This is a genomic window from Streptomyces sp. NPDC002265 (genome assembly GCF_040296125.1).
Taxonomy (GTDB): Bacteria; Actinomycetota; Actinomycetes; order Streptomycetales; family Streptomycetaceae; genus Streptomyces.
Window position 1 is genome coordinate 1 of record NZ_JBEOWS010000330.1, and the last position, 10,791, is coordinate 10,791.

Annotated in this window: 11 protein-coding genes; 4 read left to right on the top strand and 7 right to left on the bottom strand. The window is 71.3% G+C overall.

The features are described 5' to 3' along the window. Positions 1 to 65 precede the first annotated feature (65 nt). From ABT085_RS37405 to ABT085_RS37415, 3 genes are all read right to left on the bottom strand, one after another. Positions 66 to 806, bottom strand: coding sequence for an alpha/beta hydrolase (locus tag ABT085_RS37405; RefSeq protein WP_351618657.1), 741 nt, complete (start codon positions 804 to 806; stop codon positions 66 to 68). A gap of 241 nt (positions 807 to 1,047) precedes the next feature. Then, positions 1,048 to 2,643 (bottom strand): FG-GAP repeat domain-containing protein, encoded by a 1,596-nt coding sequence (locus ABT085_RS37410; RefSeq protein WP_351618627.1) that lies wholly within the window; start codon positions 2,641 to 2,643, stop codon positions 1,048 to 1,050. Positions 2,644 to 2,719: 76 nt separating this feature from the next. After that, positions 2,720 to 4,534: an alkaline phosphatase D family protein gene (locus ABT085_RS37415; RefSeq protein WP_351618660.1), complete on the bottom strand. Its 1,815-nt coding sequence runs from the start codon at positions 4,532 to 4,534 to the stop codon at positions 2,720 to 2,722. 166 nt (positions 4,535 to 4,700) lie between these two features. Here ABT085_RS37415 and ABT085_RS37420 point away from each other — a divergent pair, with 166 nt between their 5' ends. Beyond that, positions 4,701 to 5,369 (top strand): DUF4232 domain-containing protein, encoded by a 669-nt coding sequence (locus ABT085_RS37420; RefSeq protein WP_351618629.1) that lies wholly within the window; start codon positions 4,701 to 4,703, stop codon positions 5,367 to 5,369. A 224-nt stretch (positions 5,370 to 5,593) separates the two neighbouring features. Further along, entirely contained in the window at positions 5,594 to 6,100 is a 507-nt protein-coding gene (locus ABT085_RS37425) for a hypothetical protein (RefSeq protein WP_351618637.1), read from the top strand. Between the two features lie 108 nt (positions 6,101 to 6,208). On the opposite strand, the gene ABT085_RS37430 is transcribed toward ABT085_RS37425, so the two are convergent. Further along, the gene (locus ABT085_RS37430; RefSeq protein WP_351618640.1) at positions 6,209 to 7,585 is read right to left on the bottom strand and encodes a serine hydrolase domain-containing protein; all 1,377 of its coding nucleotides are present in this window, start codon (positions 7,583 to 7,585) and stop codon (positions 6,209 to 6,211) included. Between the two features lie 102 nt (positions 7,586 to 7,687). On the opposite strand from ABT085_RS37430, the gene ABT085_RS37435 reads away from it, so the two are divergent. Then, positions 7,688 to 8,383 carry a TetR/AcrR family transcriptional regulator gene (locus ABT085_RS37435; RefSeq protein WP_351618643.1) on the top strand — a complete coding sequence of 232 codons (696 nt, stop codon included), beginning with the start codon at positions 7,688 to 7,690 and terminating at the stop codon, positions 8,381 to 8,383. 99 nt (positions 8,384 to 8,482) lie between these two features. Here ABT085_RS37435 and ABT085_RS37440 read toward each other — a convergent pair whose 3' ends face one another. After that, the gene (locus ABT085_RS37440; protein ID WP_351618646.1) at positions 8,483 to 9,412 is read right to left on the bottom strand and encodes an alpha/beta hydrolase; all 930 of its coding nucleotides are present in this window, start codon (positions 9,410 to 9,412) and stop codon (positions 8,483 to 8,485) included. Positions 9,413 to 9,521: 109 nt separating this feature from the next. Here ABT085_RS37440 and ABT085_RS37445 point away from each other — a divergent pair, with 109 nt between their 5' ends. Then, positions 9,522 to 9,968, top strand: coding sequence for a MarR family winged helix-turn-helix transcriptional regulator (locus tag ABT085_RS37445; RefSeq protein WP_351618648.1), 447 nt, complete (start codon positions 9,522 to 9,524; stop codon positions 9,966 to 9,968). A 120-nt stretch (positions 9,969 to 10,088) separates the two neighbouring features. Here the strand turns inward: ABT085_RS37445 and ABT085_RS37450 are convergent, their stop codons facing one another. Both ABT085_RS37450 and ABT085_RS37455 read right to left on the bottom strand, forming a co-directional pair. Next, the gene (locus ABT085_RS37450) at positions 10,089 to 10,499 is read right to left on the bottom strand and encodes a hypothetical protein (RefSeq protein ID WP_351618651.1); all 411 of its coding nucleotides are present in this window, start codon (positions 10,497 to 10,499) and stop codon (positions 10,089 to 10,091) included. 41 nt (positions 10,500 to 10,540) lie between these two features. Continuing rightward, the coding region (locus ABT085_RS37455) for a transposase (protein ID WP_351618654.1) at positions 10,541 to 10,791 on the bottom strand (251 nt) is incomplete at its 5' end.

Sequence of the window (10,791 nt, forward strand, 5' to 3'; positions counted from 1 at the left end):
GCCCTCGACGGGCAGCACCCCGGCCGACGCGGCCTGCCGTCAGCCGTTGACCCGACAGCCCGGCCCTACTTCAGGTGCCGGGCGAAGAACCCGGCCGCGTCCTCCCCTGCGAACTGCGGGACGCCGGTGTGTCCGCCCATGTTGGCGTGCAGCGTCTTCTCCTTGGAGCCGAAGGCGTCGAACAGGTCCAGGGCCGCCTGCCGGTCGTTGCCTTCGTCGTCCCACTGCAGCAGGACGTGCAGCGGAATGGTGACCTGACGGGCCTCCTCGAAGATGGCGCGTGGCACGAGACTCCCGGCGAACAGGCCGGCGGCCACGACGCGCGGCTCGACCACCGCAAGGCGGACGCCGATGGAGATAACTCCCCCCGAGTACGCGACCGAGCCGCCGAGCCCGGGCACGGACAGGAGGGCGTCCAAGGCGGCCTGCCACTCCGGGACCGCCCTGTCGACGAGCGGGAGGACGAGGGCGTCGATGATCTCGTCGCTGACCGGCGTGCCGGTCTCCATCGCCCGGCGCAGGTCGGCGCGGGCCTGGTCGACGGCGGCCCAACGGGGCCGCTCGCCGCTGCCGGGGAGCTCGATGGTGGCCGCGGCGAAGCCGTCTGCCGCGGCGCGTTGTGCGCGGGCCACCAGCCGGGGATACATCCTCGTCAGGCCGAGCGGGGGGTGGCCGAGCAGGATCAGCGGGACCGGTGCGGATGCGGAGGCGGATTCAGGGGTCCACAGGATGCCCGGGATCTCGCCAAGGGTGAACCGGCGCTCGAGGACGCCGTCGTCGAGTCGCTGTTCGGACGTGAACTGCATGGTCATGCCTTTCGGGAGTGCACTGCAACGGCGCTCCCGGACGACGACCTATCGCCCGACCGTGACCCCGAAGGAGAGCACCCATGTCGATACTGTGTTCACGGGTACCACCTCCTTGTTCTGTCGCACGGCCTCCGCGAAATTAGCAGAGGCCGCCATGATCCGCCAAACGGGTTCCTGCGCCGGTCTCGCGGGGGCTGCCACGAGGCCGGCACAGGGCAGAGAGCCCGGCAGGGCGAGCTCACAGCAGGTCGGCCCAGGTGCTCCAGCCGCTGGTGGCCTTGGTGACACGCGCCTTGAAGCCTCCGGTGCCGGTGCCGGCGTAGAAGTACAGGGCGCCGGAGGAGTTCGTGGCCATCAGGTCGGCCTTGCCGTCGCCATTGGCGTCGCCGGGTGAGAACACCTTCTTGTACTGCTGCCAGCCGCTGCCCACCTTCACCCGGGCCGAGAAGGGGGCGGACGCGCTGCCGGTGCCCGCGTAGCGCCACAGGACGCCGGAGGTGTCCCGGGCCATCAGGTCGGGGCGGCCGTCACCGGTGAAGTCACCCGCGCCGACGACGGCGTTGTAGCGCTGCCAGCCGGTGCCGACCGTGACGCGGGAGGCGACGGAGGTGCCGGAGTTGTCGCCCGCGTAGAGGTAGAGCGTGCCGGAGGCGCTCACGGCGAGCAGGTCGCCCTTGCCGTCTCCGGTCAGATCACCGGGGCCGAGAATGCGGTTGTAGGACGTGGAGCCGGTGGCGAGTTGGGGGTCGGAGAGGGCGTAGAACGCCGGGTTGGTCAGCCGGCCGCTGCTGACGGACTGGACGACCAGGTCGGCGAGGCCGTTCTGCCGGAGCGAGGAGGCGTACGCGAGACGAGTGGTGGCGGACGGCCAGGCCTCGCCGACCAGGAGCTTGCCGGTCAGCGTGCCGGTGCCGGTGACCTCGTAGCTGTAGAGGCTTCCGGCCGTCGTACGGGCCATGGTCCCGAACTTGCCGTAGTGCGGGTTGTTGCCGGCTCCCGCGAACTGCGTGACCTTGCCCCAGCCCTTGCTACGGGCGGACCGGGTCCCGAAGGTGCCCCTGCCGTCGCCCGGGTAGAACCACAGGGCGCCGGAGAAGTCCCTGGCCAGCAGGTCGGTCTTGCCGTTGCCGTCCCAGTCGCCGCCGCCGATGATCTGGTTGTACGACGCCCAGTCGGTCCTGGGGTCCTTGACCCGGGTGCCGAAGGTGCCCCCCTTCCTGCCGGGGTAGCGGTAGAGGACGCCTGCCGGGGTGCGGGCCAGCAGGTCGCCGACGCCGTCGCCGGTCAGATCACCGGCGCCGATCAGCTCGTCGTACTGCTGCCAGCCGGTGCCGACCAGCACACGGCTGCCGAGGGCGCCGGTGCCCTTGCCGGGGAAGAAGTAGAGCGAGCCGCCCGGAGTACGGGCCAGCAGGTCTGCCTTGCCGTCGCCGTTGAGGTCCCCGGGAGCGATGACCTTGTTGTAGACCTGCCAGCCGGACGCGACCGTACGGTACGAGCCGAGGCCGCCGGGGCTGCGTGCGTAGCTGCCGGAGTGGAAGTACAGCACGCCGCTCGCGCTGAGGGTCAGCACGTCCTGGACGCCGTCCGAGTCGAGGTCGCCCGGGGTCAGGACGTCCTTGACCTTGGCGATGTCCGAGTCGAGGACCATGGTCTCGGCCGAGCCCGTGTCGAGGTACAGCTGTCCCGCGACGTTGCGGTAGAGCAGGTCGGACGTGCCGTCCCCGTCGAAGTCGCCGCGCACCCGGGCGGCGGCGTCCGCGTGGGTGGGCAGCAGCACGAAGACGCCCGTCGCGAGCACCGCGGCCGTGGCGGCCACTGCCGATGCCTTCATGCCGGGGGAGCGCCGGCGTCCGGGGCTCCGGTCGTGCCGCCGGGGGCGGGTGGTGAACACGTTCTCTCCCGGAAGGTCAGGGGGTGACGGAGGCGTCGGTGGCGGTGCCGTCGGGGGCGGTGTCGCCCGGGGACTGCGTGGGGGAGGGCGATGCGGGCGCGGTCGCCGCGGCCGGGTCCGTGGCCGACTCCGTCGGCCCGGCCGACTGAGCCGGGGTGGCCGTGTCGGCCGGGGAGACGGTGTCGGCCGGGGTGGCCGACTCCTCCGTTCCAGCGGACTCCTCCGCACTCGTGCTCGTACTCGCCGAGGGCTCGGTCGGGACATCGGCCCGGTAGACGCCCGGCACACCGTCGTCCACCCGGAAGGTCGCCGCTGTGGTGGTCGTGCCGTTCCTGGTCAGCACGGTGGAGATCGCCCGCAGTCGTGCGTCGATACGGTCCTCGGTGATGTCCAGGAGCAGATAGCCGCGCCGGGCATCGATGATCTTCCAGTGCGGGTTGTCCGCCAGCTTGGGCGCCCACTCGGCGGCGAAGGCCACCAGGTCCTCGTCCCCGCTGCTGGAGATGGAGGTCCCGACGAACTCCGCGCCGACCACGGCCGACCGCGGGTCGGCGTAGTCCAGCTTGAGGTCGCTGACGATGGTGCGGTGCCGGTCCCCGGAGAGCACCACGGGGTTGCGGATGCCCTGGAACTCGGCGAGCAGGGTGGCGCGTTCCTTCTGGTAGCCGTCCCAGGCGTCGTACGACCACTCCTTGCCCACACCCGCGAGGAAGTCGGTCTCGGCCATCATCACCTGGGAGGCGACCAGGTTCCATCGCGCGCCGGAGCTGCGCATGCTGTTCACCAGCCAGTTGCGCTGAGTGTCGCCCATGATGACCCGGCCGGCCTTCAGGGCCCCGGCGGAGGTGGTCGCCTGGTCGTCGCGGTACTGCCGGGTGTCCAGGACGTGCAGCCGGGCCAGCGGGCCGAAGTCGAGCGAGCGGTACATCAGGACGTTCGGGCCGCTGGGCTTCTGCGCGGCCCGGATCGGCATGTGCTCGTAGAAGGCCTGGAAGGCGGCCGCCCGGCGGGCCCGGAACTTCGCGGGGGGCCAGGCGACGGGGTCGTTCGCCATGTCACCGGCCCAGTCCTGCTCCACCTCGTGGTCGTCGAAGACGGCGACGAAGGGTGCCGCGGCGCGCATCGCCTGAAGGTCCGGGTCGGAGTTGTACTGCTCGTGGCGGGCGCGGTACTGGGCGAGCGTGACGGGCTGGCCCACGCCTTCGTGCCGGCGTACGCGATAGGAGTAGGCCGAGCTCTCGTAGATGTAGTCGCCGACGAACAGCACGAGGTCCGGCTGCTGTTCGAGCATGTCCCGGTAGGCGGTGAAGTAGCCGTGCTGCCAGTTCTGGCAGGAGGCCAGCGCGATCCGCAGGTTCTTCGGGGTGTCACCGGCGGCGGGCGCGGTGCGGGTCCGGCCGGTGATGGAGGTGCGGCCCAGCGCCTTGAACCGGTACCAGTACTCGGTGGCCGGCCTCAGGCCCGTGACGTCCACGTGGACGCTGTAGCCGAGGCTGCCGGTCGCCGTCGTCGTACCGCTCCTGACGATCGTGGTGAAGCCGCTGTCCGAGGCGAGTTCCCAGCTCACCGCTACGGTGGGAGCCAGAATGCCGGAGCTGCCCTGCTGGGCCGGCACGATCCTGGTCCAGAGCACGATCGCGGTGGGCAGCGGATCGCCGGAGGCGACGCCGAGCTTGAAGACCGTGCCGCTCACCGCCGTACCGGCACCGGCCGTGGCGGTCGCCCCGCCCACGGACGCCGAGGCGTTGCCCGCCAGCAGCTGCCCGGCGCCTGCCGCACCCGCGGCGCCCAGCGTGACGGCTCCCGCGCCCAGGAACCGCCTGCGGCGCATCCCGTTGGCGTCCGTGTTGTTGTCACTCGGGTGCACCGGCGTGCCTTCTCCCCTGGGGCGGTGCCCTGTGCAGCGCCGGTGGACATGATCGCCACGGATTCTATGCAATACCCTCAGATGCGCAGCGTCGGGGGCCGTGCACCCGTTCGAACCACCAGCAGGAGCCATGCACCGACCATTGATCTCCGCAGTCGCGGTCCTGTTCCTCGCCGGCGCGGCAGGGTGCTCGTCGTCCGGCGCCGGGCAGCAGGCGGGAAGCGGCTCCGGTGCGGGCTCGGACTTGTCGGGCGCCGTGGCCGGGGGCGGGGCGGAGCGCGGCAGCTCGCCGGGGGCCGACGGCAGCGGGGCCCGTGAGGAGAGCGGGGGCGGTGGCGGGGCGTCCTCCCCGCCCGCCGGGGTGCTCTTCGGAGCCGACTTGCTGCCCACTCCCGCCGCCGACCACTGCCGTACGGAGAACCTGACGGCCGTGGCGCGCAGTACCGGTCGGGGGCAGGCCTCGGTGGTGATCACCAACGACGGTCCCGGTTCCTGCACGGTACGCGGCTTTCCCTCCCTCCTCTTCAGGACCGGGACCGGCCGGACCGAGCTGCCGGTGGACTGGGCCGGGTCGGCCGGCGAGGCCGCGAAGTTCACCCTTGCTCCCGGCGATTCCGCTTCGGCAGCGCTCGGCTTCACCGGCCTCGACGAGTGCGAGCCGGTCACCGGCCTCGACGTCGTCCCGCCCGGCGAATCCCGGGCCCTCACCCCTGCTTTCACGACCACGAACGGGAAGAAGCAGGCGGTGCGCATCTGCGACACGGGTGTGAGGGTGCAGGCGTTCTCGCCCGCGCGGTGATGGGGGCTTTGCGCTGCGCTGCTGAGAAGCCTTCGCCGAGGACGCCGGAGAGGCCTGCGCCGACGGGTCACCGCTGAGGCGATGGCCGTTGCCGTCGTGTGCGGTTGGTCCGACCGGTCGGATCTGCCAGCGGGTCGCGCCAGGACGTTCCGGGCGGCGGCAGCGCCGAGGTTATGAATATGCCGCACCTGACCGTCCACGAACACAACCCCAGGAGCCATACGATGCGCCCCATCAGGGCAGCCTGTTTCGGCACGGCCACTGCGCTGGCCACCCTGCTCGCCTGCGCCCCTGTCGCGACCGCCGCGACGGACTCCGGTTTCGCCCCCGCCATGGGCAGAGACCGGGTGATCACACTCATCGGCCGTCTCGCGGAGCAGACGCGCTTCCCCGTGAACTCTGACGGCAGCCCCGCCCAGGGCGACCGGACCGTCTTCCGCTCGAACCTCTTCGACCTGAACGACAACCCGGTCGGCAACACCGCCGGCACCTGCACCACCACCCGGGTCGACAACGGCGGAGCGGAGGTGTGCAACGTGAACTACAACTTCCCCGGCGGCCAGCTCACCGTGCAGGGGATGGTCTTCGGCAATCTCATCCCGGGCCCGCCGCCCTCGTTCGACAACGCGATCACCGGCGGCACCGGGGTGTTCGACCGGGCTCATGGCCAGATCCACGCCGAAACGATCGGCATGGGCGTCAGGCGCTTCACGATCGACCTCGACCGTTGATCGGTCCTGCCCCCGCCCGGTGAGAAGGCCGGGCCGTGCACGGCCCGGCCTTCCGGCTCGATCGGCCGGCAGGGGTGGCCGCTCGGAGCCGTCCCTGCCGGCGTCGGATCAGGACGCCCTCGCGACTCGGTTGAAGAGCCGGCCGGCGAGGTCGACGCCTGTGATCGCACCGTCGGCGTCGCGGGAGAAGCAGCCACGCTGCCCTTCGAGGCCGCCTTCGGTGACGATGTACTCGTCGCCGTCGCCGGGAAGGAAGCCGATGCCCGCGGCCGGGTAGTCCGGGGGCATCTCCTCGTCCGACGCCGCGCGGATCTCCGGCTTGATGCCGACCGCCAGGGTGAGACGGGTGCCGTCGGAGGCGATGTCGAGGTTCATGGCGTCGATCTCGTAGCGGCCGGCGACCTGTCGGGCTTGTCCCTCGTCGTACGGGACCGGCTGCGCCGTCTTCTCGACGACGCCGAGGCAGTTCTCGAGGGCCCACCGCACGACGGACTGGTTGAAGGGATAGCCGTCCGGGCCGACGTTGGCCAGGGAGACCACCGCGAAGTCGCGTTCCGGCACGATGAGCAGCTCGGCGAACTGGCCGTTGCCCGAGCCGCCGTGACCGATGCCGTGCAGGCCGTCCAGGTCGTGCAGGAACCAGCAGATGCCGAAGCCGTCGCCGAGCGTGCTGGCGCGCAGCCCGACCGTCTGCTCCCGCATACGGTGCAGCTCCGCAGCCGGCAGCACGCCTTCGCCGTCGCCGAGTTGGAACCGTGCCCAGCGCAGCAGGTCGCTCACCGAGGAGGCGAGGCCGCCACCGGGGTTGTCGCCGCGCGCGCCCTCCCTGAACGCTCCCCAGGGCCGGGCGGGGCGCAGTTCGCCGTCGTCGCCGCGGTTGTAGCCCACGGCGAACTTACGGACCATCACCTCCGTCAGGCCGTACACGGTGTCCGCGAGGCCCACCGGCTCCAGCACGAGCGAGGCCATGGCCTGCTCGAAGGGCAGGCACGTGACCTTCTCGACGATCCGTCCGGCCAGGTTGTATCCGGCCTGGCTGTACGAGGCGCGGGCCCCGGGCGGTGCGATCAGGGGAAGCTGAGGCAGCTTCGCCACGAGCCCGGCCAGGGAGCGGTCGCCCTCGCCGTCGTCGATGAGGTTCCAGTCCAGGCCCGCGGTGTGGTTGAGCAGGTTCAGGACGGTGATCTCGGCCGCGGCCTGCTCGTCGGCGAGCTTCAGCTCGGGCACGTAGTGCCGCACCGGCGCGTCCAGGTCCACCTTCCCCTCGGCGGCCAGGCGCATCAGCGCGGTGGCCGTGAAGGTCTTGGACACCGACGCCAGATGGAACAGCGTCTTCTCGTCGACCGGCACGGGGTTGCTGACGCTCGTCACCCCGTGCGAGGCGTAGATCTCCTTGCCGTCCAGGAGCACCCCGACGGCGACACCGGGAACACCGAGCTCCGTGGCCTGCGTCTCGATGAACTCGCACAGCCTGTCCTGCAACATCGCTTCCCCCTCGGTGACTTGAACTAAGTACGAGACGCAGCCTAGGGGCGACTTGAACAAAGTGCAAGCGTGCGTGAACTAAGTTCAAGTAAGGTGGTGGTCATGCCTCGAGACACCCTGACCGCAGACCGGATCGTTCGTGCGGCCATCGAGCTGCTCGACAGCGAGGGGCTGGACGGCCTCAACATGCGGAGCCTGGCGAAACGGCTCGGCTCGGCCGCCACGGCCGTCTACTGGCACATCAAGACCAAGGACGACCTGGTCCGCCTCGCCGGCGACGCGATCTGGCACGAGGTCGAGCTGCCCGACCTCGCCACCACCGACTGGCGCACGGCCGCCACCGTTCACGCCGGCAGCATGCACGCGATGCTCACCCGACACCCCTGGCTGGTCCAGGCGTTCGGCAGTCACTTTCTGTACGGCCCCGGTCAGGCCGGGAACAACGACCTCAGCCTGGCCATCTACGAAAAGGCGGGCTTCGCCTCCGACGACGCGGACCGGGCGGCCGCCACGGTGTTCACCTTCGTGCTCGGCAGCGCGCTCGGCCCTGCCGCACAGGTCTCGCTGAACCGTCGGCTGAGCATGAACGGCGCGGACGCCGAGCAGTTGATGGCCGACGCCATGGCAAGCGCCGGCGAGACCGCCAGGCAATTCCCGCGTCTGCGTGAACGCCTCGACACCGCGGCTGCCATGGAGTACTCCGCAGCACCGGACAGCACCTTCGAGTTCGGTCTCCAGTCCGTCCTCGACGGCTTCGAGGCCCGCCTCGCCGCCGACGGTGTCGGCTCGCGAAAGTGACCCCGGCCCCACTGCCGATGGCGACGGTGCGAAAGTGACCCGCTGCCGTCGGGTCGCCGAGCGCTGGGCGTCGCCGCCATCACGTGGATGCCGTGGGTGTCAGCGGACCGGGTCGAGCGCGTCGGCGCCGGTTCGCCCGGCGTCCAGACGGGCGGCGAGGAAGCGGGCGACGCGGTCGAGCGCGGCGTCCGCCTCGCCCAGACGGCCGTAGTGGTGCTGGTAGACGTGGGGGAGCCCGGGCCCGATCTCGAGCGTGACCTCGACGTCGTCGGCCCCCGCGCGGCCGGCCAGCCGGACCGCGTCGTCGAGCAGCACCTCGTTCGCCCCGGCCTGGACGAGCAGCGGGGGCAGTCCGGTGAGGTCGGCGAACACCGGGCTCGCCAGCGGATGCGCCCGGTCGCCTGTGCCGACGTAGAGATCGGCGTAGGCGCGCAGGTCGGCCTCGATGAAGATGGGGTCGGCGTGCTCCTTGGAGCGGATGCTTCCGCCGGCGAGGGTGAGGTCGGCCCAGGGGGAGAGGACGGCCACGGCGGCCGGCTGCGGCAGCCCGGCCTCCCGGGCCGCGAGCAGTGTGGCGATGGCCAGGCCGCCGCCGGCGGAGTCACCGGCGAGGACGAGGTCCCGTGGGTCGGTGCCCGCCGTCAGCAGCTCGCGATAGGCCGCGAGACCGTCGTCGACGGCAGCCGGGAAAGGGTGCTCGGGCGCCAGCCGGTAATCCACCGACCACGCTCGCAGCCCGGCACGGCGGGCCAGTTCACCGACCAGCCCCGCGTGGGTGTCCGGTGAGCCGATGACGTACCCGCCGCCGTGCAGGTAGAGCAGCCGGCCGCGCCCGGAGACCTCGGCCGGCACCAGCTCCAGGGCCGGCCGCCCGCCCAGCGTGGTCCTGCGGGCGGCCACGCCCTCCGGCGCGGGGCGGCCGACAGCGGCGGTGAAGCCGCTGCGCTGCTCTTCGACCGTGGGTCGCGTCTCGCTGCGAGGGGCGGAGCGGAGCATGGCGTCCAGGGCGTCGCGCTGCTGTCGGGACATGTGAGGCCTCCAGGGGTCGGGATGCAAGGATGGATTCCTGGGAATCCATCTGTCCGGGACCAACCGGATTCCGAGGAAGATGATTCCCGGGAATCTACTGGAGGCTGTTGTGAGCCACGTCACCCCGATCTTCACCGACCTCGTGCGCGCCGAGACCCGGCTGTACAACGCGGTGAGTGCCCGGCTGAGAGCCGAACAAGGGCTGGGGCTGGGACAGTTCGAGTTCCTGGAGATCATCGACCGCGTGCCGGGGTGCCGCGTGCTCGACATCGTCGGCGAAGTGGCGATCACCGTGGGGGCGGTCAGCAAGGCGGTCGACCGGCTGGTGGCCGCGGGCTGGTGTCTGCGGGTCGCGCACCCCCAGGACCGCCGCTCGTCCGTCCTGCGGCTCACGGCCGAGGGCGAGAAGCTGCTGGCTGCCTCGCGTCCCGTCGTCGAGGGCGAACTCGCCACGCTGACCGCGGGGGTTCCCGCCGACGACCTGGCCCGCGTCGCCTCGACCCTGGCCGTCCTTCGCGCGAGCCTCGAGGCGGGCTCCCACGGACAGCCGGGCTGACGGAGTGTTGCAAGGGCGTCAACCGGGCGGTGCGGCGCCGGACTTCGCGTGCTGGACATCCGGGGACCGACGCCGGGTCCTGCCGACTGGGGGAGGTCGGATCCCCAGGACCCGCAAGGTTCAAGAGGATTGAGTGGAGCCGGTGGTCCCGGCCCGCACGGCGGCTGCCGCCTCCAGCAGGGACCAGCCGTCGATCTCGACCGCCTGCCGCTCCTGCGGCTGCCACCCGCGGGCCAGCGCCACATCGAGCAGAGCTCGTACGGCGCCGGGTTCGTGAAGATTGAGGTCGGCACCCCGGATGTATCCCACGTCTCCGGAGCCCACGTAGGCCCCGCCCGGGACGTACCGGTCGGGGCCCGCGGCGAAGACGATGCGCAGCGGGCCGCCGGCGCCGGCCGGCTGCGGGTACAGCGTCAGGGTCTGGCAGCAGGACCGGCCGCCGTCCACCATGCTGTGACTGTGACGCAGCGTCCACAGGTACGTCCGCGCGTCGACAACCAGGCGACGGGGCGCTCTCGAACGGCGGGGCATGGAGTCGAGGTTACCGGGGCTCTTGCAGAAAGCGCCGGCGTTCACGCCGGGGATGAATGCATCTCAAGGCTGCTCTGACGTGCACGTTGGTGCGCACGTTTTTGCTGCTCGATGTACTGGCGCACGATCGCCAACGGTGCTCCCCCGCACGATGCGGAGAAATACGGGGGCGACCGCAGGTGCCCGTGCATGATGGCGCGGTTGATCCGGCTGGTGAATTCCTGCCGTATCCGGCGGGCGGAGACGCCCTTGAGGCTGTTGACCAGCTTGGAGACGGCGACCTTGGGCGGGT

What these genes read in the sequence shown, in the direction of transcription:
- ABT085_RS37435 (WP_351618643.1), top strand. Translation starts at nt 7,688, where the DNA reads ATGCCTCGAGACACCCTGACCGCAGACCGGATCGTTCGTGCGGCCATC.
- ABT085_RS37425 (WP_351618637.1), top strand. Translation starts at nt 5,594, where the DNA reads ATGCGCCCCATCAGGGCAGCCTGTTTCGGCACGGCCACTGCGCTGGCC.
- ABT085_RS37430 (WP_351618640.1), bottom strand. Translation starts at nt 7,585, where the DNA reads ATGTTGCAGGACAGGCTGTGCGAGTTCATCGAGACGCAGGCCACGGAG.
- ABT085_RS37410 (WP_351618627.1), bottom strand. Translation starts at nt 2,643, where the DNA reads ATGAAGGCATCGGCAGTGGCCGCCACGGCCGCGGTGCTCGCGACGGGC.
- ABT085_RS37405 (WP_351618657.1), bottom strand. Translation starts at nt 806, where the DNA reads ATGCAGTTCACGTCCGAACAGCGACTCGACGACGGCGTCCTCGAGCGC.
- ABT085_RS37450 (WP_351618651.1), bottom strand. Translation starts at nt 10,499, where the DNA reads ATGCCCCGCCGTTCGAGAGCGCCCCGTCGCCTGGTTGTCGACGCGCGG.
- ABT085_RS37440 (WP_351618646.1), bottom strand. Translation starts at nt 9,412, where the DNA reads ATGTCCCGACAGCAGCGCGACGCCCTGGACGCCATGCTCCGCTCCGCC.
- ABT085_RS37415 (WP_351618660.1), bottom strand. Translation starts at nt 4,534, where the DNA reads ATGCGCCGCAGGCGGTTCCTGGGCGCGGGAGCCGTCACGCTGGGCGCC.
- ABT085_RS37420 (WP_351618629.1), top strand. Translation starts at nt 4,701, where the DNA reads ATGCACCGACCATTGATCTCCGCAGTCGCGGTCCTGTTCCTCGCCGGC.